This window comes from Nonomuraea sp. NPDC047529 (assembly GCF_040642995.1).
In the GTDB taxonomy this organism is placed as follows: Bacteria; Actinomycetota; Actinomycetes; order Streptosporangiales; family Streptosporangiaceae; genus Nonomuraea.
This window is the reverse complement of record NZ_JBEYTJ010000002.1, coordinates 104,942-128,656: the sequence shown is the minus strand read 5'-3', so window position 1 is coordinate 128,656 and position 23,715 is coordinate 104,942. Positions and strand designations below refer to the sequence as shown.

Below are 23,715 nucleotides of genomic sequence, written 5' to 3'. Positions count from 1 at the left end.
CCCCTTCTTGCGTCCGAACGTGATCGTCGTCCTCACCGACCAGCAGCGGTGGGACACCGTCGGCCCCTTCACCCCGAACCTCGACAGGATGGCCAGGCACGGCACGCAGGCCACGGTGGCGCTCACCCCGCAGCCGGTGTGCGCCCCGGCCCGCGCCGCCCTGCAGACCGGCCGCTACCCGACGTCCGTGGGCGTGCACCGCAACGGGCTGACCCTGCCCGGCGGGCAGCGCACCCTGGCCCACCACTTCGGCGAGGCCGGGTACGCCACCGGCTACATCGGCAAGTGGCACCTGGCCGACGGCGACCCCGTACCGGCCGGGCAGCGCGGCGGCTACGGCACCTGGCTGGCGGCCAACACGCTGGAGTTCACCTCCGACGCCTACCGCACGATCGTCTACGACGACGCCGACGAGCCGGTCTTCCTGCCCGGCTACCGCTCCGACGCGCTGGTGGACGCCGCGATCAGGTTCGTCGCCGACCACCACGCCGAGCCCTTCTACCTCTTCGTCTCGTTCCTGGAGCCCCACCACCAGAACGAGGTCGACAACCACCCCGCCCCCGACGGCTACGAGGAGCGCCACCAGGGCCGCTGGCTGCCCGCCGACCTGGCCGCGCTCGGCGGCACCTCGGCCCGCCACCTGGGCGGCTACCTGGGCCAGGTCAGACGCCTGGACGAGGGCCTCGGCCGGCTGCTCGACGCGCTGCGCAGCATGGACCTGCTCGACGACACGATCGTCGCCTACACCTCCGACCACGGCAGCCACTTCAAGACCCGCAACGACGAGTACAAACGTTCCTGCCACGACGCGTCCCTGCGGGTGCCGCTGGCGCTGCGCGGCCCCGGCTTCGACGGCGGCGGCGCCATCTCCCGCCCGGTCAGCACCCTGGACCTGCCGCCCACGCTGCTGGCGGCGGCCGGGCTGCCCGTCCCGGAGGAGATGCAGGGCCGCTCGTTCCTGCCGCTGCTCGCCGACTCCCGCGCGCCGTGGCCGGAGGAGGTGTTCTTCCAGGTGAGCGAGTCGGAGGTGGGACGCGGCCTCCGTACGCGGCGGTGGAAGTACTACGCCGTCGCCGAGGACGCCGACCCCTGGAACGCCCCGGCCGCCCCCCGCTACCGCGAGCAGGCCCTGTACGACCTCGACAGCGACCCGCACGAGCTGGTCAACCTGGCCGGGCTGCGCTCGCACGCGCAGGTGGCCGCCGAGCTGCGCGAACGCCTGCTGCGCCGGATCGTCGAGGCGGGCGAGGCCGAGCCGGTCGTCGACCCGGCCGCCGAGCTGGACTCCGACGAACGCGTCCTGCCCGACCCGGCGGTACGCGTGCTCGGCCCCGAGCCGGTCAGGTTCGGCCACCAGCGGCGGTCATGAGCCGGTCCTGCGCAGGATGAGCACGGCGATGTCGTCGCGCGGGGCGCCGTGGGTGAAGGTGTTCAGGTCGGCGGCCAGGGCCTCGACGGTCCTGGCCGGCGGGTCGCGGGCCCAGGAGCGCAGCCGCTGCTCCAGCGGGTAGAAGGAGCCGTCCCGGTCGCGGGCCTCGGTGACGCCGTCGGTGCACAGCAGCAGCGAGGCCCCCCGCGGGAAGGCGAAACGCGCGCCGTGGCGGGGCTCGCCCGTCAGCGACGCCAGGCCGAGCGGCACCTCGGGCTCGCCGAGCCAGAGCTGCCCGGCGTTCCCGTTGTGGATCAGGTACGGCGCGATGTGCCCGCAGTTGACGGCGTCCACCTCCAGCTCCGGGCCGACGTCCAGCAGGAGCGCGGTGACGAAGCGCTCGGGCTCGCCGGTGTGCGCGGCGAACCTGTTGTGCCTGGTCACCGCGTCCTCCAGGGCGTCGGCCACGCCCATGAGGCTGATCTCGCGGTAGGCCGCCTCCCGGAAGGCGCCCAGCACGGCCAGCGCGGCGCCGATCGCGGGCAGCCCCTTGCCCTGCACGTCGGCGATCATGACCCGGGTCCCGTACGGCGACGGCGCCACCTCGTACATGTCGCCGCCCACCATCGTGTCCTCCTCGATGGGCTGGTAGAGGCCGTCCACGACCACGTCGAGCGAGCGCAGCGGCAGCGGCCTGACGAGCTGCCGCTGCAACGCCGCGGCGGCCGAGCGCAACCGGCGCACCTCGTCCTCGCGCTGGATCCGGTAGCTCGCCCCGACCACGCTCATCAGCCCGAACGCCGCGGTGAAGCCGGAGACCTCCAGGTTCGTCCGCAGGTTGCCGCCCAAATAGGCGACCGAGGCCGACACCACCGCCAGCACCCACACCGACGCGATCGCCGTCTGCCACACCGTGCCGAGCCCCGAGACGATCGCCGGCAGGAAGATCAGCACGGGCACGAGCTCCGCGCCCCCGCCGGTGAACCGGTCCAGCCCGACCACCAGCGCCGTGATCCCGACCAGGCCGACCAGGAACACGGGCGTCGTGAAGAAGGGCTGCCTGAGCCCGCCACCCCAGAGAATCGTCGTTCACCCCCGGTGACCAGCTTCTCCCAAGGCGTCCACGTTCCGTCATGCGGCGCGCCGGACACGGCGAAGGGCCGGCCCCGAAACCCGGGACCGGCCCTGACGTGCGAACTTATCCGAGGCCGTTCTTCATGGCCGTGAGAAGTTCGGCGTTGGTGGTGTCACCGCTGAGCTCCCAGAAGAACGCGCCGCCGAGGCCCTGGCTCTTCGAGTAGCCCATCTTGCCGCCGATCGTGCTCGGCGTGTCGTAGCTCCACCACTGGTTGCCGCAGTAGGCGTACGCCGTGCCCGCGACCGTGCCGGTGGACGGGCAGCGGGTCTTGATGACCTTGTAGTCCTCGATGCCCTGCTCGTACGTGCCGGGCGCCGGGCCCGTCGCCGTGCCGCCGGGCGCGGCCTGGGTCACGCCGGTCCAGCCGCGGCCGTAGAAGCCGATGCCGAGCAGCAGCTTCGCGGCCGGGACGCCCTTGCTCTTGAGCTTCTGGATGGCGTTGTCGGTGTAGAAGCCGGGGACCGGGATCTTGTCCCACGTGGTGAGCGGCGAGTGCGGGGCGGTCGGGCCCTGCGCGTCCCAGCCGCCGAAGAAGTCGTACGTCATGACGTTGTACCAGTCGACGTACTGGGAGGCGCCGCCATAGTCGGCCGCGTCGATCTTGCCGCCGTCGTTGCCGTCGGCGGTGATGGCCGCGGTGACCAGGTTGTTCGCGCCGAAGCGCGAGCGCAGCGCCGACATGACGTTCTTGAACGCCGCCGCGCCGCTGGTGTCACAGGTCAGGCCGCAGGCGTTCGGGTACTCCCAGTCGATGTCGATGCCGTCGAAGACGTCGGCCCAGCGGGGGTCCTCCACCAGCTTGTAGCAGGAGTCGGCGAAGGCCGTCGGGTTCTGCGCCGCCTGGCCGAAGCCGCCGGACCAGGTCCAGCCGCCGAAGGAGAAGAGCACCTTCAGGTTGGGGTACTTCTTCTTCAGCTTGCGCAGCTGGTTGAAGTTGCCGCGCAGCGCGCCGTTGTCCCAGGTGTCGGCGACGCCGTCCACGCTCTCGCCCGCCTGGTAGAAGCGGTCGTAGTCGGCGTAGCTGTCGCCGATCGTGCACTGCCCGTTCTGCACGTTGCCGAACGCGTAGTTGATGTGGGTCAGCTTGGCCGCCGAGCCGCTGGTGTCGATGTTCTTGACGTGGTAGCCGCGCTGGTAGATGCCCCACTGGACGAAGTAGCCCAGCACCTTGTTGCCGCCACCGCCGCCGCCCGTGGTGGTCGCGGTGATCTGGTTGCTGTCGGCCGAGCGGTTGCCGGCCGCGTCACGCGCGCGCACCGTGTAGGTGTAGGACGTGTTGGCGCTGAGGCCGCTGTCGGTGTGCGAGGTGCCCGTGACGGTGGTGACGAGAGTGCCGCCGCGGTAGATCTCGTAACCGGTGACGGCCACGTTGTCGGTCGAGGCGTTCCAGGCCAGCGAGACGCTGCTGTTGCTGACGCCGGTCGAGCGCAGGTTGCCCGGCACCGACGGCGGGGTCGTGTCGTCGCCGCCGCCGCCCGTGGTGGTGGCGGTGATCTGGTTGCTGTTGGCCGAGCGGTTGCCGGCCGCGTCGCGCGCGCGCACGGTGTAGGTGTAGGCGGTGCTCGCGGTGAGGCCCGTGTCGTTGTACGTGGTGCCCGTGACGGTGGTGACGAGAGTGCCGCCGCGGTAGATCTCGTAACCGGTGACGGCCACGTTGTCGGTGGAGGCGTTCCAGGCCAGGGCCACGCTGTTGTTCGTGACGCCGGTCGAGCGCAGGTTGCCCGGCACCGACGGCGCGGTCGTGTCGCTGCCGCCGCCGGAGACCTTCCACAGCGCCGCCACGTTCGGCGGCTCCCAGCCGGGCTGGGAGGTGTGCGCCTGGAGGCAGACGTAGTCCACGCCGTTGTAGGTGACGACCGTGCCCGCGGTGTACGCGGTCCACGGGGCCCAGGCCGCCGCGAAGGCCACCGTGCTGGCGGAGGCGATCGGTGGGACGGCGACGGCCGCGGTCAGGGGCAGGGCCAATGCCGCCATTCCTGCCAGGACCTTGCTCAGAATGGTGTGTTTCATGTCGCTCCGACATCCGTTGGGGGGTGTGTGGGGAGTGGGATGGGAGACTTCTGGGGAAACTATTAGGAAAGTTTCCTTTAAGTTGTGAATCGACGGTAGCCTCTGCCTGCGGGAGCGTCAATACGTATCGGTCAGGCGTCCGTAATCGTGCCGGTCAGACCCCGAATGTGCCCGTTCACGAGGGGATAACGGTTCAGGAACGGGGGCTGACGGCGGGGTGAGCCGTGGCCCAGCATGGGAGCGTGGCAGGAATCTCCGCCTGGCGGCGGACGCCCACGCGCCGCGGACCTTACGTGGTCCGCGCGGTCGCGGAGTTACGGTCCTGGCCGTCGCTGAACGTCAGCGGCACCGGGCGACAGGTCGCCTTCGCCGTACACGGAACCGAGATCCTGCGCCTGGCCGGGCGGGACGAGGTCCACGTACGGCTCACCGCCCCCGCCATCGGACGCCTGGAGCCCCATTTGCAGGCGTGCGATCAGGTCCATGCCTGCCGCGACCGCGCCTGGGTCGCCGTGCAGGTCGACGCCGAGCCCGATCTGGAATTGTTGCTGGCCCTCACGAGCGTGGCGATAAAGGCGCACGTGGCCTGAAACGATTCTTCGCGGTGCGTAGCGTTTCTCCTACGCACCGTCCGAACAATGCCCTCCATTTGCCCTGGAATTACTCGCCGGGTAGCTTGGTTGTACACAGCCGAACGGGGAGACGTCCCAGGTAGGGATGTCATTGCCGGGGAATTACCCCAGCGGGACCCGTGTTGTACAGAGTCGGCGCGGATACACCGCGTCCGGGCGTCGCAGATATACCTTCAGGCCCTTTCCTGGGCCCGGGAAGACGATGCGTCAGCCCTTTGCCTGACCAGAGACCGCTGAATCCGCCTGTGCGCGGAACCGGGGACCCATGTGTCCATCGGGGTGAATCGGCACCACGGTGCCGTAGGGCAGCTTCCCGCCCGAACCCGTCAGCTAACCCGGCAAGCGGCACGGAAGCACAAGGAGTAATCCCTCATGGCCAAGCACCGTCTTCACCGTGCCTACAAGCTCGACCTCGCCAAGATCGCCCTCGGCGCGACCGCCGTCGCCGGCGTGCTCGGCACGCACGCGGCAGTGAACGCCGACACCGTCCATGCCACCGCCGGCACCGCCGCCCAGACCGCCAAGGTCGCCGGCGTGGCCGCCGCCCAGCCGCGTGTCGCCACCGTGGCCGACAAGCGCGCCACCGACGAGAGCGCCAAGGGCAAGGTGAACGTCACCGCCGCCCAGGTCCTGGCCACCGCCCGCGCCCAGGTCGGCGTCTCCGAGGACGCCAACGGCGGCGGCACCAAGTTCCAGAAGTGGTACGCCGGCTCGCCCCGCGCCGCCGAGACCGTCGCCCGCGACGGCGGCAGCCGCCAGGACTACGTGAACGCCGCCTGGTGCTCGATGTTCGTCTCCTGGGTCGGTGACCAGACCGGCGCCCGCCCGCAGGTCGGCTGGGACGCCTACACCGTCTCGCACGCCAAGTGGTTCGCCTCCAACGGTCGCTGGGGCACCGAGGCCAAGCCCGGCGCCGTCGTCTTCTTCTCCTGGAGCGGCAGCAAGAGCCTGAGCGACATCCAGCACGTCGGCTTCGTCGTCAAGGACAACGGCGACGGCACGATCTCCACGATCGAGGGCAACACCGGCAACGGCAAGGTCGAGGAGCGCGTCCGCCCGGCCTCCCAGGTCGTCGGCTACGGCTACCCGTCGTACGCCGCCTGATCTCCCTCTTGTGAAGAGCGCACTCCCTGCGGGGGGTGCGCTCTTTCGCGTGTGTGCTGGTCGACCAGGGTGGCGGCGGCCTGGGCGGCCGAGCGGGCGGCGCCGGGGTCCTCGGAGACCATCGCGGTCACGGTGGCGCCGTCGATCAGGGTGAGCAACTGCTCGGCGAGCAGGCCGGGATCGCCGGCGCCCGCCTTCTCGGCGAGCGAGCGCAGGTAGGCGCGCAGGCGCTCCTTGTGCGCGCGCACCGCCGTGCGGACGGCGGCCGAGCCGGCGCCCAGCTCGGCGAAGGCGTTGACGAAGCCGCAGCCGCGGAAGTCGTCCTCGGTGAACCACCGTTCCAGCCACTCGAAGACCGCCGGGATGCGGTCGCCGGCGTCCGTCACGTACGCGGTGAGCGAGGCCGTCCAGCGTTCGTCGCGCCGCCGCAGGTACGCCACGACCAACGCCTCCTTCGACGGGAAGCACTGGTAGAGCCGCTTCAGCGAGAGGCCGGAGGCGGCCCGGATCTCGTCCATGCCGACCGCCTGCACGCCGCGGCGGTAGAACAGGTCGCCCGCGGCGTCCAGCAGCAGCTGCTCGTGATCCATGACACTCCTCCAGGTGCTTGCGGCGGAGAACGCTCGTTCTCTACGCTATCGCACACCCCGGGAGAACGCCCGTTCTCTCGATATGAGAGGACATCACATGACACGCCCGCCCGTTCCGCCGTTCACCGAGGAGACCGCCCGGATCAAGGTCCAGGCCGCCGAGGACGCCTGGAACACCCGCGACCCCGAACGTGTCGCGCTCGCCTACACCGAGGACTCCGTGTGGCGCAACCGCGGCGAGTTCGTCACGGGCCGCGCCGAGATCGCCGCGTTCCTGCGCCGCAAGTGGGATCGGGAGCTGGACTACGCCCTGCGCAAGGAGCTGTGGGCGTTCACCGGCGACCGCATCGCCGTCCGCTTCCAGTACGAGTCCCGCGACGCCACCGGCCAGTGGTGGCGCAGCTACGGCAACGAGCAGTGGGAGTTCGACGAGTCCGGGCTGATGCGCCGCCGGGAGGCCAGCATCAACGACGTCCCCATCACGGAGGACGAACGCCGCATCTTCGGCTCCCGCCCCCTGTCCGAGCACGGAGTGGACGTCCTCGGCGTCCGGTGACCCCGCGACCGCTCCGGCATGTGACAGCCCGCCCGGAGATCAACGGGTAAGGTCGAGGAGCCGATCGTAGGAGGTCTGACATGGCGGTTCTGCTGCTGGGCACCCTCGACACCAAGGGGGAGGAGTACGCCCTCGTCCGCGATCTGATCGTCCGGGCCGGGCAGGACGTCGTCCTCATGGACACCGGCGTGATGGGCGCCTCCGCGCTGGCCGCCAACGTCCCGGCCGAGGCCGTCGCGCTGGCCGCCGGCACCGACCTCGACCGGCTCAGGAGCGCGGGCGACCGCGGCGCCGCGCTCGCGGCGATGGCGGCCGGGGCCACGGCCGTCGCCAAGGATCTGCACGCCCGCGGCGGGCTGGGCGGCGTGCTCGCGCTGGGCGGCAGCGGCGGCTCGTCCATCGCCGCCGCGGTCATGCGGGCGCTGCCTGTCGGCCTGCCCAAGCTGCTGGTGTCGACCATGGTCAGCGGCGACGTGTCCGCCTACGTCGGCGAGACCGACGTGACGCTCATGTACAGCGTCGTCGACGTCGCGGGCGTCAACTCCATCTCCCGCCGCATCCTGGCCAACGCCGCCGCCGCGATCAGCGCGATGGCCGCCTCGTACGACGCCGGCGCCGAGCCGTCCGGCGCGGACAAGCCGCTGGTCGCGGCCACGATGTTCGGCGTCACCACGCCCGCCGTGGACGCCGCGCGGGCCCGGCTGGAGTCCCTGGGCTACGAGGTGCTGGTCTTCCACGCCACCGGCTCGGGCGGACGCGCCATGGAGGCGCTGGCGGCGGGCGGCCACTTCGCCGGAGTGCTCGACCTGACCACCACCGAGCTGGCCGACGAGCTCGTCGGCGGCGTCCTGTCGGCCGGCCCCGACCGCCTGACCGCCGCGGGGAACGCCGGCGTCCCGCAGGTCGTCAGCCTGGGGGCGGTCGACATGGTCAACTTCGGGCCGATGGAGACCGTGCCGGACCGCTTCCGGTCACGGCAGCTCCTGGTCCACAACCCCACCGTGACGCTCATGCGCACCACCCCCGCCGAGAACGCCGAGATCGGGCGGGCGATCGGCGAGCGGCTGGCCCGCGCCTCCGGGCCCGTCACGCTGTTCGTGCCGCGCGGCGGCGTCTCGGCCGTCGACGTCGAGGGCGGGCCGTTCCACGACCCCCGGGCCGACGCGGCCTGCTTCGACGCCGTGCTCGCGGCCGTCGCCGGGAGCCCCGTCGAGGTCGTCCAGAGCGACCAGGACATCAACAGCGCGGAGTTCGCCGTGGCGGCCGCCGACCGGCTGCACCAACTGATCCAGAAGGGGGCCTGATGCATCGCGACGAGGCACTACGGAGGCTGCGCGCCCAGCGGGAGGCAGGCAAGCTGATCATCGGCGGCGGCGCCGGCACCGGGCTGTCCGCCAAATCCGCCGAGGCGGGCGGGGTCGATCTGCTCATCATCTACAACTCCGGGCGGTTCCGGATGGCCGGCCGCGGCTCGCTCGCCGGCCTGATGCCGTACGGCGACGCCAACGCGATCGTCGTGGAGATGGCGGGCGAGGTCCTGCCGGTCGTCAAGGACACGCCGGTGCTGGCCGGGGTGTGCGGGACCGACCCGTTCCGGCTGATGCCGCACTTCCTCGACGAGCTGAAGCGCATGGGCTTCACCGGCGTCCAGAACTTCCCGACGGTCGGCCTGATCGACGGCGTCTTCCGGGCGAACCTGGAGGAGACCGGCATGGGCTTCGACCTGGAGGTCGAGATGATCAAGCTGGCGGCCGAGCGCGACCTGCTCACCGCCCCCTACGTGTTCAGCCCCGAGCAGGCCACGGCCATGGCGCGGGCGGGCGCCGACATCCTCGTCCCGCACATGGGCCTGACCACCAAGGGCAGCATCGGCGCCGTCACCGCGATCAGCCTCGACGAGGCCGCCGTACGGATCCAGGAGATGCGCGACGCCGCCGTCGCCGTGAACCCCGACATCATCGTCCTGTGCCACGGCGGCCCCATCGCCGAGCCCGACGACGTACGCCACATCCAGGACAGGACGGTCGGCATCGCCGGCTTCTTCGGCGCGTCCTCGATGGAACGCCTGCCCGCCGAGCGGGCCATCGCCGAGCAGGTCCGCGCCTTCAAGCAGCTCTGACCGGGAGGAACCCGCCATGCACCGACGACCGGACGCCCTTCCCACGATGCTCTTCGACTGGGGGGCCATCAAATGGCACGTGACGCCCGACGCCGTGCCGGGCGCGTCCTCCACGTTCGGCGAGGTCATCATCAACCCGAACAAGGGGCACGAACGCCACCTCCACCCGGACTCCGACGAAGTCCTCTACGTCATCGAGGGCGAGGGCCGGCAGACCGTCGGCGACGACCCGGAGTTCCCGGTCAGGGCCGGTGAGGCGATCTACATCCCGAAGGGCACGCTGCACTCCACGTTCAACACGGGGTGGCGGCCGCTGCGGATCATCGCGACGTACACGCCGGGCGGAGCCGAAGCGGCACTCCGCGACCTCCCCGGCTTCACGGAACTCACCCCCGGCGACCACCCGACCTGGACGGCCGTCACGCCGTGACCGGCAGCGACCGTGTGCGGAGCGCCCAGGCTGCTTGACCTCGGCTCCGGCGATGAAGACGCCGCGGTCGAGGCACAGGTCGGCGGTCCGCCACTGGGCCGAGATCCGGCCGCTGTCCGGCATGATCTGCTCGGTGACGCGGGCGCCGAGCGTGTCCCTGACGAACGCGCCGCCGGCCGCCGCGGGAGGCGTACTGTCCAGATGATCGTTCGGCCCCGGTATGTCGGTGGCCTCCGGTAGATTTCCGGATCTGTTGATCAAGCCCATCGAAGTTGGCTGTCGGCGTGAGCATGCCGTCGGACTGGAGGTCGAGATCTTGGACGCGGACGAAACCGCGTGGGAGCAGCGCAGCGTCGTGCGGGTGGTGCCGCCGGTCCAGCCGCGCAAGCTGGCGAAGGTGCCCTTCGTCGAGCTGGCTGACGGCAGGTTGCAGGGGGTCGTGTCGAGCGGGTCCGACATCGAGCGGGTCTACGTCTCGTCGATCGCCGCCGGCACCCATGACCTGAGTTGCAGCACCAACAACAACCGCCCGTGCGGCGCGCTGCACGGCTACGCGTGCAAGCACATCCGCATGCTGGCCGACGAGGCCGTGCTGCAGTACGGCCTCGACCGGGTGGCCTGCTACCTGCGTGTCGAGGTGCCCGAAGGCGCCGGCCTGATGAGCGCGCTGAACGGGACCCCGCAGCGGACGCCGGCGGCCGTGGTGTTCAGCCGGTTCCTGCGCCACCTGGCCTACCTGGAGGTGCCGGACAGCACCGAGCCGCTGGCCGAGCTGCACTGGTTCCCGGCGATGGGGGAGGTGCGGTGATGCTCGACGTACAGCTTGGGGAGCTGGTCGGCGACGGGCCGGCCGGGGTGGCGGAGGCGCTCGCGCTCGTCGCGGGGTTCGACGGAGCGCTCGGGCACGGGTTCGCCCGGGTCGCGGAGGAGGACGCGGCGGCGCTGGCCGCGCTGGCGGGGGCGCTCGCGGGCTCCCCGCTCGGCGACCGGCTGGCCGAGGCGGCGGAGAAGGTGACCGCGGGGTCGGTCGCCGACGAGCATCTGGCGGCGCTGGCCGGGGGGCGTGCCGCGCTGTTCGGCGCGGTGCACGACGCCCTGCTCGCCCGCCTCGACCAGGCACTGGGCCGCAGCCGCACCTCCTGGCCTTCGGCCGCCACTACTGACGCCAACACAGGGGCGGCGTCTGTCGGCGGTGCGACGGAGGTCGATGCAGGGGCGGCGTCCGGTGGTGGGGTGCCGGAGAACGTGCTGGCCGGGTGCCGGGTGTGGTTGCGGGAGCTGGCGATCACCGGTTGGCGGGGCGTCGACGACGACCTCGTCTCCGGCGGCGACCAGGTGATCGAGGCGCTGCTCGCGGTGCCCGGGTCACGCGGGCTCGCCGTCCTGCTCGACGGGCTGGCGGCCGAGCTGCGGGCGTCGTCCCCGGTGGCGACCATGGACAGGGTGCCGGTCAGGCGGTGGGCCGATCTGTGGACGCGCGGGCTGCTGCTCGCCCAGTCCGGCCCGTGGCACGGCGTGCCCGAGCCGGTGTCGGGGCGGCTGCTGATCCTCGGCGCCGACGTGCACGAGCATGCCACGGTCGTCCGCGTGCAGGTGCACGGCGTCCTGGAGGAGGCCGGGGGGCAGACAAGGCTGGTGCGGACGAGCGTCGCGGCGGCCAAGGTCGACACCATCGTCGGGCCGTCGGTGTGGCGGCTGTTCGGCGGCCGGCCCGTGCTCATGGGCGCGTTGGCCGAGCACCGGTCCGTGGAGATCGACGGCATGCCGCTGCTGCCCGGCGGCGACCTGCTGTGGCACGACGACCGCGCCCGTACGGGGGCCGAGGCCGATCCGTTCACCACCGCGCGGGTTCAGCTCGCGGGCGCGTCGGCCCCGGCCACGCCGCCGCTCGACCGCCATCCCGTACGCATCGCCGAGCCGGTGCTGGTCGAGGGGTACACGGTCGACGGGCACGTCCTCGACCTGGGCGGCAACAAGCTCACCCTCGACCTCGACCGGCTCCCGACGAGCTGCCCGCTCACGCCGGAGCTGGTGGCCGCGTCCTCGGCGTGCATCGGGCTGGTGCGCCGCGACGGCGGCAGGTGGTTGCTGCAGCCGCTCGCCGTCCAGGCCACGGTCAAGAAGAAGCCGGTCACCGTGCACAACGGCGACTGGGCGACGGGCCCGACCGACCCCAAGGTCGTCAAGGCCGAGGCCAAGGCCGGTGACGTGGTCGCCGTGCTGCGCGAACGGGCAGGACGGCTGCTGCGGAAATGACCGAACCCACCACGAGCGCCGACCTGACCCCGAGCGCCGACGAGACCAGGCGTCAAGTGCTGTACTGGCGGCTCATGTCGCGGCTGTTCTCGGCCGACGAGCAGCCCGCGCTGGAGACGGCCAGCATGGGCATCGTCGGCGACCTGGAGCTGCCGCCCGCGCTGCTCGACCCCGGCGTGTCGGTGGACACGCTCGTCCAGCGTTTTCCCGAGCTGGGCGACGAGCTCCAGGACCTGATGGCGGACAAGGAGCACGAGGAGGGCGGCGAGGTGCGCCGCGCCGCGCTGGTCTCCAAGCTGCTGCTCAACGTGTTCTCCACCGGCACGGGCGACGTCTCGGCGGGTCAGCTGGCCCGCTGGAAGCAGGACGCCGGCTGGTTCGAGAAGGGCATGGGCTGCGAGCCCGGCGGCCTCAGGAGCGGGCCGGGCAACGAAGAGCTGGCCGCCGTGCTCGCCATGATCGAGGGCGACCTCGTCAAGCGCATGCGCCTGCGCGAGGTGCTGGCGGACCCGGCCCTGGCCAGGCAGCTCACGCCCAGCATGTCGCTCATCGAGCAGTTGCTGCGTGACAAGTCCAACCTGTCGGGCGTCGCGCTGGCCAACGCCAAGGCCCTCATCCGCAGGTTCGTGGACGAGGTCGCCGAGGTGCTGCGTACGCAGGTGGAGAAGACCAGCGTGGGCGTCATCGACCGGTCGGTGCCGCCGAAGCGGGTCTTCCGCAACCTCGACATCGAGCGCACGATCTGGAAGAACCTCACCAACTGGAGCCCCGAGGACCAGCGGCTCTACGTCGACCGGCTCTTCTACCGGCAGACGGCCCGCCGCACCACCCCGGCCCGGCTGATCGTGGTCGTCGACCAGTCGGGCTCGATGGTCGACGCGATGGTCAACTGCACCATCCTGGCCTCGATCTTCGCCGGCCTGCCCAAGGTCGACGTGCACCTCGTCGCGTACGACACCCGCGCGCTCGACCTGACGCCGTGGGTGAACGACCCGTTCGAGGTGCTGCTGCGCACGACGCTCGGCGGCGGCACCGACGGCACGGCCGCGATGGCCCTGGCCAGACCGAAGATCGCCGATCCGCGCAACACGGTGATGGTGTGGATCTCCGACTTCTACGACAACCGCTCGCTGATCAACGACTTCGGGTCGATCCACCGGTCGGGGGTCAAGTTCATCCCCGTCGGCTCGGTCAACAGCTCCGGCCACCAGAGCGTCGATCCGTGGTACCGCCAGAAACTCAAGGACCTGGGCACCCCCGTGCTCTCCGGCCATGTCCGCAAGCTCGTCTTCGAGCTCAAGAACTTCCTCACCTAGGAGAACCCCCGACCATGAGTGACATGCTGCGCGCCCCCGCAGAGGTGAAGTACGCCGACGAGCTCGACTGGCTGGAGTCGGTCGACGACGGCCCCAAGCCGTTCTCGTGGCGGCTCAGCCCGCGCATGATCCGCATCTTCATCCTCGGCTCCGAGCGCTCCGACGGGCTCGACCGCGAGATCCCGCAGAAGTGGTTCGGTGACCGCAGCTTCGTCGAGCGCAGCATCGTGACGCTGGCCTCCGACCGCGGCCTGCTGCTGATCGGCGACCCGGGCACGGGCAAGAGCTGGCTGGCCGAGCTGCTGTCCGCGGCGATCAGCCGCAACTCCACGCTGGTCGTGCAGGGCACCGCGGGCACCACCGAGGACCACATCAAGTACTCGTGGAACGTCTCGATGGTCATCGCCAAGGGCCAGTCGCGCGAGTCGATGATCCCCTCGCCGATCATGAACGCCATGGAGCAGGGCGTGATCGGCCGCTTCGAGGAGCTGACCCGCTCGACCAGCGACGTCCAGGACGCGCTGATCTCGATCCTGTCGGAGAAGTACGTCTCCATCCCCGAGCTCGACGACGACAACATCGTCTTCGCCCAGCCCGGCTTCTCGATCATCGCCACCGCCAACAGCCGCGACCGGGGCGTCAACGACCTGTCCTCCGCGCTCAAGCGCCGCTTCAACTTCGTCCGCATCCCGGTGGTGACGAACAAGAAGAGCGAGGCGGAGATCGTCCGCTTCCGTACCGAGGAGCTGCTGCGCAGGCACCAGATCGAGCTGGACCTGCCGCCCACGCTGCTGGACATCCTGCTGCAGAGCTTCGCCGACCTGCGGGCCGCGGCCGCCTCGGCGACCAGCGACGACGAGAAGCTGGAGTCCGCGCTGTCCACGGCCGAGCAGATCGGCGTGCTGGAGGACGCGATCCTGCACAGCCACTTCTTCGGCGACCGCACGCTGCGCCCCGACACGCTCGCCGGTTCGCTGGTCGGCTCGCTGGCCCGGCGCAGCCCGGAAGACCTGGCCATCCTCAACAAGTACTGGCACGGTGTCGTCGAGCCGCGCAGCAAGAAGGACGGCGGCCCATGGCAGGACTTCCTCGAGGGCGGCCGCCAGGCCATCTCCACCCTGTCATGAGCCTCTTCCAACCGCTGAAGGAGCAGCTCAGCGAGGCCGCGTCGGCCTTCGCGGGCGACGGCGCGGTGTCGTCCATCCTCACCGGCATGCTGGAGGACGTCGACCGGGCGCTGCGCGAGGAGCTGGAGATCTTCCCGGTCTGTCACCATTCGCCGGCCTCGGCGCTGGCCATGGTGCGCCGCCTGCGGGAGAAGCAGCCGAAGGTCATCTACCTGGAGCTCTGCGAAGACCTGACGCCGCTGCTGACCGAGCTGCGCAACTGCCGGCTGCCGGTGGCGCTCCAGGCGTTCGCGACCGAGCTGGACGGCTTCCCCAAGGGTTCGGGACCGCTGAGCGTGGTGGCCCCGATCACCGAGGCATCTGCCGAATACCAGGCCATCTCGTACGCGCTGGAGACCCCGGGCGTCGAGCTGGTGCTGGTCGACCGCTCGTCGGACCACGTCTTCCAGTGGCTGCCGCAGGAGCGGGAGGAGCCGGCGAAACCGGGGGAGGAGGCCGGCCTGCACGGCGACGCCGTCGGCGTGGAGATCGGCGACCTGCGCCCCCGCTTCGCGGAGCTGGAGGAGCACCTGCTCCACCACGGCAAGGTGCGTCACTGGTCGGAATGGTGGGACCAGTACGTCGAGCAGCCGCTCTCCGGCGCCGACTACGACACCTACCGCCAGGTCATGGTCCTCATCGGCAGCCTGTTCCGCCGGTTGCGCCCCGACGACGACCGGCTGGCCGGCGACGAGGAGCGCGAGCGCTACATGTGGACCAGGATGCGCGAGCACCTGTCCACCTCGGGCGCCGACCCGGCCGACTGCCTGTACGTCTGCGGAGCCTTCCACGCCGCCAGCCGCGTCGAGCAGTTCGGCCTGGCCGCCACGGCCCCGTACGAGATCGGCCCGCGTACCGCGACCCGCTGGCTGTACGGGCTGATCCCCTCCAGCCACTCGGCCATCGAGGCGCAGTTCGGGCTGGCCTCGGGGTCGGTCTCGATCGCCGCCGCGACCTGGGCCAAGGCGGTGACGCGGAGCAAGCTGACCCCGTTCCAGCTCAGCGGGCAGAAGGGGGCCAGGAAACGGCCGGTCAAGCTGCCCGCGCCCACCGCGCCGGCGCAGGTCACCGACCGGCTGACCGGGTTCCTGTCCAGGCCGCCCGCGCTCGACGCGCTCGACGAGGCCGAGCTGCTGGGCTGGAGCGTGGACATCGTCCGGCTGGCCCGGCGCAACGGCTACCTCGCCAGCACCGCCGACGCCATCGCGGTGTTCGAGACGTCGATCCTGCTCGCCGGCATGCGCAACCGGGCCAGGCCGACGCCGTACGACTTCCAGGACGCGGCGGTCACCTGCATCGAGAAGGACGTCGTGCCGGGTCGGCGCGACGTGCGGCGCCTGTGCGAGATCCTGCTCGGCGGCGACCGCATCGGCTCGGTCGGCTACGACGCGCTGCCGCCGCTGGCCCAGAACGTCTACGACCGGCTGCGGCCGCTCGGCGTCGACTTCGACAAGCGCACGATCCAGCGGGCGCTGCTCGACCTGCACTCCGATCCGGAGCTGCGGCCCTGCTCCGACCTGCTGTGGATGCTGCGCTTCCTGCTGCCGGGCGACGCGGCACGGCCGATCATGGGCGAGCGCCGGCTCGGCGAGCGGTCGATCCAGGAGAGCTGGGACCTCGCGCTCGGGCGCAACCAGCGGGCCATCATCGAGCTCGGCTACGAGGGCGTCACCATCGAGCAGGTGGTCGAACAGCGGCTGCGGCGCATGGTCTGGGAGCCGGACGCCACCGCCGCCGTGGCGCTGGCCGCCGTCGAGGACGCCATCCTCTACCTGGGCGGCGGGCGCATCGCCGACGAGCTGGGCGCGCGGGCGGTCGAGCTGCTCGCCGCCGAGCGCGGCGTCGACGACGCGCCCGACGTGCTGCGGCGCATCCGCCGCCTGCTGGCCTACTACCGCACCGCCGAGCCCACGCTGCCGGCGTGGTGCGAGGCGTTCGTGACCGAGGGGTACGCGCACTACTGCACCCTGCTCCCGACCGCGTTCGTCGAGGACGACACCGGCGTGCGGCAGGTGTCGGCGATGCTCGGGTTCCTGTTCACGATGGAGGGGCTGGCGCTGGCGCTGGGCTGCGACCGGGCGCAGCTGGAGATCGCGGTGCGGCAGTCGCATCCGGAGGCGCCGGCCAAGGTGGCGCTGCTGTGGGCCGCCCAGCACCTGCTGGGGCTGCTGCCGCTGGCCGAGCTGCGGTCGCGGTGCGACGAACTGCTGGGCAACCCGCTGGTCATCCCGTCGTTCCCGCAGTACATCACCGGGTTCGTCCAGGCGATGGAGCCCGCACCGGCGCTGTCCGGGTTCGTGGTGGAGGTGATCTCCAAGGCGTTCGGACGGCTGCCCGACCACGTGTTGCTGCCGTGGCTGCCCAAGTTGATCACGACGCTGCGGGATCAGGCGGGGGAGCTGATGCCGGTCCTCGTCCGGGAGGCCGGGCGCACGTTCCCGGGCAGCCTGACGGCGGTGGACGCCTGGACGCCGCCCTGGGCCCGTACGGCGGCGCCCGCGCCGAAGGCGGTCCCGGCGGTCGCGTCGGGGCCGGTCGCGGAGCTGCTGGCGGGGCACCCGGTGGCCTGCGACGCGGTGGCCGGGCTGCTGGGCTGCGAGGGCGGCTGGCAGGCTGCCACCCCCGCCACCGGCTCCCAGCACCGAGAGGTGGAAACCCTGCTCACCGACCACCCCACCACGGTCACCGCCCTGGCAGCACTGCTGGTGTGAGCGAGCCACCCTGCCCCGAGCCGCTGCCGCTCCGGGCAGGTCACCCCCGCCCTGGGCGCGACCGCGCCCGCGGACGCTCAGGGCGGGGTGGGTGTTCTTCGGTCGGGATCAGTGGTTGAAGGGGATGGTGCGGCCGGGGTGGACGGCGTCGGGTTTGTAGGTGGCCCGGTCGATGGTGAGGCCCTTCGGGTCCACCAGGAGGATCGTGTCGCCCTGGTTCCGAAGCTGCCCGCGCCCGCCCACCACGACCTGCACCACGCCCCCGCCCGCGACCGTCCCCGTCAGCTCCTCGCGCCCGCCCCCCGAGTCCGCCAGCGCCCATCCGGCCAGGTCCACGGCCCGGCTGGTGACGTTGAGCAGGGTGACGGTCTCGTGCCCCCGGTCGCCGCCCAGCGGGTCGGGCAGCGCGGCCACGATGAGCACGTCCCCGGTGGACGGCGGGTGCGGTTCGACGGTGGCGCCGGGCGGCGCCGGGTCGGGGCTGATGACGAAGTCCTCCGGCCAGGCCGTGAGCTGGATCCGGGTGCCCGAGGCCCGGATCACGTCGTGCAGGTTGCCGTGTTCGAGCCGGTCCAGCAGGAAGACCGCGTCGTCCCGGTTGACGGGGTCGGCCCGGAGCCAGGCGTCGAAGCCGTCGAGATCGGCCGCCCCGGTCGCGAGGTAGGGCACCAGCCTGCGGAACAGCTTGGGCCACATGACCAGTCCGGTGAGCGCGTCCAGGGAGCCGACCTCGGCGGGCCCGTCGGGGTCGGCGGCCGAGCGCGGCCAGATGCCGGTGGGCGACGCCTGCGCCCTGGCCGCACGCGACACCCCGGCCAGGTGCGCGCGCAGCGTCGCGGGCAGCGTGGCGTAGAAGGCCGGGTACGTCAGCCCGGCGGCCAGCAGCCTGGCGTTCGCGGACGTGTCCACCAGCGCCTCGTCGAGGAACACGGCCAGCCCGTCGGGCCCTGGGTGCTCGCCGGGGAACGCGAAGCCGATCAACCGTCCGTTGGCGTCGATGCCGTTGCTGAGGACGTGCCCGCGCAGCTCGTCCTGGTCGGCGGAGCGGACCTTGTTGGGCAGGTCGTCGAAGAAGCGCACGTTCGTGAAGCCGAGCAGGCGCAGCAGCTCGTCGCGGGCGGCGTTCGCGCCGGTCAGCTCCTGGTGGGTGTCCTGGAAGTGGGTCTCCAGCGCGTCGATGGCCTCCAGACGGACGGAGATGCCGCGCGCGCTGAGCCCCGGCGGCCGTCCGGACGGCCGGGCCAGCCCTTCGACCAGGGCGGGCGTGTCCGGCCTGAACTTGATCGTGTCGCCGTCGGGCTCGGGGCCCTGCCGGGGAAGGTCCGGGTAACGAATCACGAAGCTGCCGCGCAAAAGTGTGTAGCTCATTGGGTTCCCCCCAAAGATGGCCATCACCGCCGTATCGGCCACCGGGAGCGTAACTCCGCGCACTTCTCGGCGTCCACGTCCCACGCCGGGCCGGGATCGGCCCGGCGGGAACGTGCCGGATCAGGCGGCGCCGAACCGGGGGATCGGCAGGTCCTCGGTGGCGACGTGCACGATGTGCGACTCGGTGTAGACGTCGATGCTGTGCCTGCCGCCCTCACGGCCCACGCCGCTGGCCTTCACCCCGCCGAACGGCGTACGCAGGTCGCGCACGTTCTGGGAGTTGACCCAGACCATGCCCGCCTCGATCGACTGGGCCAGCCGGTGCGTCCGGCGCAGGTCGTTGGTCCACAGGTACGCCGCCAGGCCGTACCGGGTCGCGTTGGCCAGCTCCACCGCCTCCGTCTCGGTGGAGAAGGGCGTCACGCAGACGACCGGTCCGAAGATCTCCTCCTGGAAGATCCGCATGTGCGGGGCCACGTCGGCGAACACCGTCGCGGACAGGAAGTTGCCCGACGTCAGGTGCTCGGGCCGGGAACCGCCGGCCACCAGGCGGGCGCCCTCGCCCGAGCCGATCGCGACGTACTCCATGACGCGCTCGTAGTGCTCGGGGTGGATGAGCGCGCCCAGCTCGGTGGCCGGGTCGTCGGGCGCGCCCACGCGCACCCGCGCGGCCCGCTCGGCCAGCCGCGTCACGAACTCCTCGTAGACGGTGTCCTGGACGAGCACCCGCGAGCTGGCCGTGCAACGCTCGCCGTTCAGCGAGAACACGCCGAAAACGGCCGCGTCGAGCGCCCGCTCCAGGTCGGCGTCCTCGAAGACGAGCAGCGGCGACTTGCCGCCCAGCTCCATCGACAACGTCTTCAGCGACGACGCGGCGTTGCGCATGATGGTCTGCCCGGTGCCGCTCTCGCCGGTGAAGGAGATCACCGGGACGTCGGGGTGGGCGACCAGCGCCGCGCCGGCGTCCTCGCCGATGCCGTGGACCAGGTTGAACACGCCCTCGGGCAGCCCGGCCTCCTCCATGATCTGCGGCAGCAGGCTCGCCGAGGCCGGGGACCATTCGGCGGGCTTGAGCACGACCGGGCATCCGGCGGCCAGCGCGGGGGCCAGCTTCCAGGTCTCCAGCATGAACGGCGTGTTCCACGGCGTGATCAGCCCGGCCACGCCGACCGGCTTGCGCACGACGTAGTTGAGCTGCGCGGAGCCGACGCGGTAGACGTCCTCGCCCATCGTGGTGATCACGTCGGCGAAGAAGCGGAAGTTGTGCGCGGCGCGCCGGGCCTGGCCGCGGGCCTGGGTGATCGGCAGGCCGGTGTCCCGGCACTCCAGGGCGGCGATCTCGTCGTCCCTGGACTCGATGGCCGCCGCGACCGCGCGCAGGGTCCCGGCCCGCTGCTCGGCGGGCATCGTGCTCCACGGGCCGTCGGTGAACGCCTTCTGGGCGGCGGCCACGGCCGCGTCCACGTCGGCCGCGCCGCCCGCGGACACCTCCAGGTACGGCTCGTTCGTGGTCGGGTCGAGCGCGGTGAAGGTCGCACCGGACTGGCTCGGGACGTGCCGGCCGCCGATGTAGTGCTCCAGTTTCATCAGGCGACTCCCTCGCTCTGTGCCAGTAGTTCGTTGATCCGGGCGATGCCGGGTTCGGTGGGGGTGATCAGGGGCGCCCGTACGTGACCGGAGGCGATCAGGCCGCGCTGCTCCAGCACCCACTTGGCGGGGGCCGGGTTCGTCTCCACGAACAGCAGCTCGACCAGCGGGTGCAGCGAGTAGTGCAGGTCCAGCGCGGTCGCGTGGTCGCCGGACGTGTACGCCTCGTACATGCGGGCCACGGTCTTCGGCGCGAGGTTGGCCGCCGCGCTGACGAAGCCGACGCCGCCGATGGCCAGCAGCGGCAGGCAGAGCAGCTCGATGCCGGACCACATGAGGAAGTCGCGCCCGCACAGGTTGAGCACGTGCGAGAAGTGCTCGAAGTCCTTGGTGGTCTCCTTGATGCCGACGATGTTGTCGTGGTCGCGGCGCAGCCTGGCCACGGTGGCGGGGGCGATGTCGACGGCGGTGCGGGAGGGCACGTTGTAGATGACGATCGGCAGCGCGGGGAACTCGGCGGCGACCGTGGCGTACCAGCGGTAGAGGGCTTCCTGGGTGGGACGGGCGTAGTAGGGCGTGATGACCAGGGCGGCGTCGGCGCCCAGGCGCTCGGCCTCGGCGGTCAGCCGCAGGGTCTCGTCGAGCTTGGCCGACCCGGTGCCGGGCAGGAACGGCACCCGGTCGGCGGTCTCCTCGGCCACCACGGCCATCGCCGCGACGCGCTCCTCGACGGACTGGGCGCCGGGCTCGCCGGTGGACCCGCCGGTCGAGATGCCGTGCGAGCCCTGGTCGAGCTGCCAGCGCACCAGCGAGCGCAGCGAGTCGAGATCCAGCGACCCGTCGGCGGCGAACGGCGTCACCACGGGTGCGATGGATCCGCGGACGGTCGACGGATCGGAGCGGAACTTCATGGGGTTCTCCTTCTCGGGGGGTCAGCGCTGCTGCTCGTACGCCTCGCGCCAGGCGCCCTTCAGCGGGTAGAGGCCGTCGACCGAGGCTCCCTCGGAGACGCGATCGAGGATGAAGCGCTCCTCGTCCTCCTGCCGGGCGGCGTCCCCGGCGACCTCGGCGACCAGCGCGGGCGGAATGACGACGACGCCCTCGGCGTCGCCCACCAGCACGTCGCCGGGGCACACCAGCACGCCGCCGCAGTCCACCGGCACCTGGGAGTCCATCGGGACGTGGCGGCGGCCGAGCACGGCGGCGTGCGCGGCGCCGTAGTAGGAGGGCAGGTCGAGGGAGGCGAAGGAGGGGCTGTCGCGCAGCCCGCCGTCGGTGACGACGCCGGCGGCGCCGCGGCGCAGGGCGCGCATGGCCAGGATGTCGCCCAGCGTGCCGGCGCCGTGCTCGCCCCGTGCGGAGATGACCAGCACCTCGCCGGGCTGGAGCTCCTCGACGGTGCGCTTCTGGGCGTTCATGCCGCCGCCGCGCTCGGCGAAGACGTCCTCGCGCAGCGGCAGGTAGCGCAGGGTGCGTGCGACGCCGACCATGCGCAGGTCGGGGCGGGCGGGGCGGACGCCCTCGATGAAGTGGTGGTCGATGCCGCGTGAACGGAGCTGGGAGGAGAGTGTCGCGGTCGAGACCGACCGCAGCGCGGCGACGATCTCCGGGGTCAGGGGGCCGGGCGCGGGGTGCGCGGCGCCGTACGCGGCGGCCCGGGTCGCGTCGGTGACCTTGGGCTGGACGCCGTACGCCGCCGGTGGTCCCTGGCCCGCGACGACCTCGTTGCGCAGCCGGGCCGTGCCCTCCAGCTCGACCTCCACCACGTCCCCGGGTTGCACGACGGTCGAGCCCGCCGGGGTGCCGGCCAGGATCAGGTCGCCGGGTTCCAGCGTCATGTACCGGGACAGGTCGGCGATCAGCAGGTCGAAGCCGAACAGCAGCTCGTCGGTGCACGCCTCCTGGGCCGGCTCGCCGTTGACGTACGTGCGCAGCCACAACCGCCCCGGGTCGGCGCCGGTGAGCAGTTCCGAGCCGACCGGGGTGAACCCGTCCTGGCCCTTGGCCCGCAGGTTGGAGCCGAGGTCAGCGTGCTTGAAGTCGTAGACGCCGAAGTCGTTCGCCGCCACGTACCCGGCCACGTGCTCCAGCGCGTGCTCGGGGGAGACGCGGTGGGCGCGGCTGCCGATCAGCACGCCGATCTCGCCCTCGAACGCCAGCAGCTCGCACCCGTCCGGACGCACCACGGGCCGGCCGGACCAGGACAGGGACGTCGGCGGCTTGAGGAAGTAGGAGGGGACGGCAGGGACGCGACCGCGCTCGGCGGCCCGGCCGCGGTAGTTCAGATGGACCGCGATGATCTTCCCCGGTGACAGGCCAAGAGGGTGTCCCACCTCGTCTCCTTCCAAATCATATACGACATCGTTTATGTTATGACATGTGGAACAATATCGACAAACCCCCTCAGATGCCTACATGATGCTCATCACGTCATCAGTGGAGAGGAGAGTGCGGATGATGGTTCAGACCGCCCAAGCGGGCCGGCGGGTGGCGTGATGGGCGAGATCGTGCTCGCCGCGAAGATCACGCACGTGCCGTCGATCTGGCTGTCGATCCAGCCCGGCAAACACTTCGGCATCCGCAGGCCCGCCGAGCTCGCCCTCGCCGAGGTCGGCAGGCGGGCACGCGAGCGCGGCGCGGACACGTTCCTGATCGCCGACACCCACTGGATGAACAGCATCGGCTTCCACCTCAACGGCAAGCCGCGCCACCGGGCCACGTACGTCAGCCATGAGTTGCCGCACTTCATCCACGACCTCGCCTACGACTACGCGGGCGACCCGGAGCTGGCCGAGCTGATCCGCGAGGAGATCGTCGCGGGCGGCCAGAAGGCCCGCGTGCACACCTACCAGGACCTGGGCCTGGAGTACGCCACGCTGGTGCCGATGTACTTCATGAACCAGGACGCCGGCATCCGGGTCCTGCCCATCGGCTGCAACATCTACTCGACCGTCGAGGAGAACCGGCGGATCGGCGAGGCCCTGCTGCGCGCCGTGCGGCGCAGTGACCGGAAGGTCGCCTTCCTGGCCAGCGGGTCGCTCTCGCACGCCTTCCCGCCCAACGAGATCGCCGAGTCGCTGCTCGACGACGTGAGCAGCGAGCTGAACCGCAACGTCGACCACGCTGTGCTGGAGATGTGGGGCGAAGGGCGCATCCCGGAGTTCCTCGACATGCTGCCCGACTACAACGAGCGTTGCACCGGCGAAGGGGCCATGGCCGACACCGCCATGCTGTTCGGGCTGCTGGGCTGGCGCGAGTACACCGGGCGGGGCGAGCAGCTCTGCCCGTACTTCGGCAGCAGCGGCACCGGCCAGGTGGTCGTCGACTTCCCCGTGCCCGCCCACCACACGACATGAAGGAATC

General features: G+C 71.5%; 20 protein-coding genes and 1 riboswitch. Of the genes, 13 read left to right on the top strand and 7 right to left on the bottom strand.

Annotated features, from left to right (window positions below):
- The first annotated feature begins 7 nt into the window (after window positions 1-7).
- Window positions 8-1,369 carry a sulfatase-like hydrolase/transferase gene (locus ABZ815_RS04185; protein ID WP_357693762.1) on the top strand — a complete coding sequence of 454 codons (1,362 nt, stop codon included), beginning with the start codon at window positions 8-10 and terminating at the stop codon, window positions 1,367-1,369.
- Here ABZ815_RS04185 and ABZ815_RS04180 read toward each other — a convergent pair.
- Together ABZ815_RS04180 and ABZ815_RS04175 are read right to left on the bottom strand one after the other, a co-directional pair.
- Window positions 1,364-2,407, bottom strand: coding sequence for a PP2C family protein-serine/threonine phosphatase (locus ABZ815_RS04180; protein ID WP_357693760.1), 1,044 nt, complete (start codon window positions 2,405-2,407; stop codon window positions 1,364-1,366). The two genes, ABZ815_RS04185 and ABZ815_RS04180, sit on opposite strands and share 6 nt — an antisense overlap.
- 160 nt (window positions 2,408-2,567) lie before the next feature.
- Window positions 2,568-4,517 (bottom strand): glycosyl hydrolase family 18 protein, encoded by a 1,950-nt coding sequence (locus tag ABZ815_RS04175; RefSeq protein ID WP_357693759.1) that lies wholly within the window; start codon window positions 4,515-4,517, stop codon window positions 2,568-2,570.
- Window positions 4,518-4,759: 242 nt separating this feature from the next.
- Between ABZ815_RS04175 and ABZ815_RS04170 the strand changes: the two genes are divergently transcribed.
- Together ABZ815_RS04170 and ABZ815_RS04165 are read left to right on the top strand one after the other, a co-directional pair.
- A complete protein-coding gene (locus ABZ815_RS04170; RefSeq protein WP_357693757.1) occupies window positions 4,760-5,107 on the top strand; it encodes a luciferase family protein in 348 nt (115 codons plus the stop codon).
- Window positions 5,108-5,370: 263 nt separating this feature from the next.
- Window positions 5,371-5,508: riboswitch (cyclic di-AMP (ydaO/yuaA leader) on the top strand.
- A gap of 13 nt (window positions 5,509-5,521) precedes the next feature.
- Entirely contained in the window at window positions 5,522-6,253 is a 732-nt protein-coding gene (locus tag ABZ815_RS04165; protein WP_357693755.1) for a CHAP domain-containing protein, read from the top strand.
- Here the strand turns inward: ABZ815_RS04165 and ABZ815_RS04160 are convergent.
- Window positions 6,232-6,843: a TetR/AcrR family transcriptional regulator gene (locus tag ABZ815_RS04160; RefSeq protein WP_357693753.1), complete on the bottom strand. Its 612-nt coding sequence runs from the start codon at window positions 6,841-6,843 to the stop codon at window positions 6,232-6,234. The genes ABZ815_RS04165 and ABZ815_RS04160 overlap by 22 nt on opposite strands.
- Window positions 6,844-6,940: 97 nt before the next feature.
- Here ABZ815_RS04160 and ABZ815_RS04155 point away from each other — a divergent pair, with 97 nt between their 5' ends.
- The 9 genes from ABZ815_RS04155 (at window position 6,941) to ABZ815_RS04115 (ending at window position 17,397) form a co-directional block, all read left to right on the top strand.
- Window positions 6,941-7,399: a nuclear transport factor 2 family protein gene (locus ABZ815_RS04155; protein WP_357693751.1), complete on the top strand. Its 459-nt coding sequence runs from the start codon at window positions 6,941-6,943 to the stop codon at window positions 7,397-7,399.
- An 80-nt stretch (window positions 7,400-7,479) separates the two neighbouring features.
- The gene (locus tag ABZ815_RS04150; protein WP_357693750.1) at window positions 7,480-8,703 is read left to right on the top strand and encodes a Tm-1-like ATP-binding domain-containing protein; all 1,224 of its coding nucleotides are present in this window, start codon (window positions 7,480-7,482) and stop codon (window positions 8,701-8,703) included.
- Window positions 8,703-9,518, top strand: coding sequence for a phosphoenolpyruvate hydrolase family protein (locus ABZ815_RS04145; protein WP_357693748.1), 816 nt, complete (start codon window positions 8,703-8,705; stop codon window positions 9,516-9,518). The genes ABZ815_RS04150 and ABZ815_RS04145 overlap by 1 nt, the downstream gene beginning before the upstream one ends.
- A 16-nt stretch (window positions 9,519-9,534) precedes the next feature.
- The gene (locus ABZ815_RS04140; protein ID WP_357693746.1) at window positions 9,535-9,948 is read left to right on the top strand and encodes a cupin domain-containing protein; all 414 of its coding nucleotides are present in this window, start codon (window positions 9,535-9,537) and stop codon (window positions 9,946-9,948) included.
- A 316-nt stretch (window positions 9,949-10,264) separates the two neighbouring features.
- On the top strand, window positions 10,265-10,756 hold the full coding sequence (locus ABZ815_RS04135; protein ID WP_357693744.1) for a hypothetical protein: 492 nt from the start codon (window positions 10,265-10,267) through the stop codon (window positions 10,754-10,756).
- Window positions 10,756-12,204 carry a hypothetical protein gene (locus ABZ815_RS04130; RefSeq protein WP_357693742.1) on the top strand — a complete coding sequence of 483 codons (1,449 nt, stop codon included), beginning with the start codon at window positions 10,756-10,758 and terminating at the stop codon, window positions 12,202-12,204. The genes ABZ815_RS04135 and ABZ815_RS04130 overlap by 1 nt, the downstream gene beginning before the upstream one ends.
- Window positions 12,201-13,520: a VWA domain-containing protein gene (locus ABZ815_RS04125; protein ID WP_357693740.1), complete on the top strand. Its 1,320-nt coding sequence runs from the start codon at window positions 12,201-12,203 to the stop codon at window positions 13,518-13,520. Before ABZ815_RS04130 ends, ABZ815_RS04125 begins: the two co-directional genes overlap by 4 nt.
- 14 nt (window positions 13,521-13,534) lie before the next feature.
- The gene (locus ABZ815_RS04120; protein WP_357693738.1) at window positions 13,535-14,647 is read left to right on the top strand and encodes an AAA family ATPase; all 1,113 of its coding nucleotides are present in this window, start codon (window positions 13,535-13,537) and stop codon (window positions 14,645-14,647) included.
- A complete protein-coding gene (locus tag ABZ815_RS04115) occupies window positions 14,644-17,397 on the top strand; it encodes a DUF5682 family protein (RefSeq protein WP_357693736.1) in 2,754 nt (917 codons plus the stop codon). The genes ABZ815_RS04120 and ABZ815_RS04115 overlap by 4 nt, the downstream gene beginning before the upstream one ends.
- Window positions 17,398-17,505: 108 nt before the next feature.
- Here ABZ815_RS04115 and ABZ815_RS04110 read toward each other — a convergent pair whose 3' ends face one another.
- The 4 genes from ABZ815_RS04110 to ABZ815_RS04095 form a co-directional block, all read right to left on the bottom strand.
- Complete coding sequence (locus ABZ815_RS04110) at window positions 17,506-18,765, bottom strand: lamin tail domain-containing protein (RefSeq protein WP_357693734.1); 1,260 nt, start codon at window positions 18,763-18,765, stop codon at window positions 17,506-17,508.
- Between the two features lie 120 nt (window positions 18,766-18,885).
- On the bottom strand, window positions 18,886-20,352 hold the full coding sequence (gene hpaE / locus ABZ815_RS04105) for a 5-carboxymethyl-2-hydroxymuconate semialdehyde dehydrogenase (RefSeq protein WP_357693732.1): 1,467 nt from the start codon (window positions 20,350-20,352) through the stop codon (window positions 18,886-18,888).
- Window positions 20,352-21,263 carry a 4-hydroxy-tetrahydrodipicolinate synthase gene (gene dapA, locus ABZ815_RS04100; protein WP_357693730.1) on the bottom strand — a complete coding sequence of 304 codons (912 nt, stop codon included), beginning with the start codon at window positions 21,261-21,263 and terminating at the stop codon, window positions 20,352-20,354. Before dapA ends, hpaE begins: the two co-directional genes overlap by 1 nt.
- 21 nt (window positions 21,264-21,284) lie before the next feature.
- Window positions 21,285-22,685 (bottom strand): fumarylacetoacetate hydrolase family protein, encoded by a 1,401-nt coding sequence (locus ABZ815_RS04095; RefSeq protein WP_357693728.1) that lies wholly within the window; start codon window positions 22,683-22,685, stop codon window positions 21,285-21,287.
- A gap of 162 nt (window positions 22,686-22,847) precedes the next feature.
- Between ABZ815_RS04095 and hpaD the strand changes: the two genes are divergently transcribed.
- Entirely contained in the window at window positions 22,848-23,708 is an 861-nt protein-coding gene (gene hpaD / locus ABZ815_RS04090; RefSeq protein ID WP_357693726.1) for a 3,4-dihydroxyphenylacetate 2,3-dioxygenase, read from the top strand.
- Window positions 23,709-23,715 lie beyond the last annotated feature (7 nt).

Excerpts from the sequence above, each read along its gene's own strand:
- ABZ815_RS04150 (WP_357693750.1), top strand. The coding sequence starts at position 7,480 with ATGGCGGTTCTGCTGCTGGGCACCCTCGACACCAAGGGGGAGGAGTAC.
- ABZ815_RS04125 (WP_357693740.1), top strand. The coding sequence starts at position 12,201 with ATGACCGAACCCACCACGAGCGCCGACCTGACCCCGAGCGCCGACGAG.
- ABZ815_RS04140 (WP_357693746.1), top strand. The coding sequence starts at position 9,535 with ATGCACCGACGACCGGACGCCCTTCCCACGATGCTCTTCGACTGGGGG.
- ABZ815_RS04145 (WP_357693748.1), top strand. The coding sequence starts at position 8,703 with ATGCATCGCGACGAGGCACTACGGAGGCTGCGCGCCCAGCGGGAGGCA.
- ABZ815_RS04175 (WP_357693759.1), bottom strand. The coding sequence starts at position 4,517 with ATGAAACACACCATTCTGAGCAAGGTCCTGGCAGGAATGGCGGCATTG.
- dapA (WP_357693730.1), bottom strand. The coding sequence starts at position 21,263 with ATGAAGTTCCGCTCCGATCCGTCGACCGTCCGCGGATCCATCGCACCC.
- ABZ815_RS04110 (WP_357693734.1), bottom strand. The coding sequence starts at position 18,765 with ATGAGCTACACACTTTTGCGCGGCAGCTTCGTGATTCGTTACCCGGAC.
- ABZ815_RS04115 (WP_357693736.1), top strand. The coding sequence starts at position 14,644 with ATGAGCCTCTTCCAACCGCTGAAGGAGCAGCTCAGCGAGGCCGCGTCG.
- ABZ815_RS04130 (WP_357693742.1), top strand. The coding sequence starts at position 10,756 with ATGCTCGACGTACAGCTTGGGGAGCTGGTCGGCGACGGGCCGGCCGGG.
- ABZ815_RS04165 (WP_357693755.1), top strand. The coding sequence starts at position 5,522 with ATGGCCAAGCACCGTCTTCACCGTGCCTACAAGCTCGACCTCGCCAAG.
- ABZ815_RS04155 (WP_357693751.1), top strand. The coding sequence starts at position 6,941 with ATGACACGCCCGCCCGTTCCGCCGTTCACCGAGGAGACCGCCCGGATC.
- hpaD (WP_357693726.1), top strand. The coding sequence starts at position 22,848 with ATGGGCGAGATCGTGCTCGCCGCGAAGATCACGCACGTGCCGTCGATC.
- hpaE (WP_357693732.1), bottom strand. The coding sequence starts at position 20,352 with ATGAAACTGGAGCACTACATCGGCGGCCGGCACGTCCCGAGCCAGTCC.
- ABZ815_RS04160 (WP_357693753.1), bottom strand. The coding sequence starts at position 6,843 with ATGGATCACGAGCAGCTGCTGCTGGACGCCGCGGGCGACCTGTTCTAC.
- ABZ815_RS04120 (WP_357693738.1), top strand. The coding sequence starts at position 13,535 with ATGAGTGACATGCTGCGCGCCCCCGCAGAGGTGAAGTACGCCGACGAG.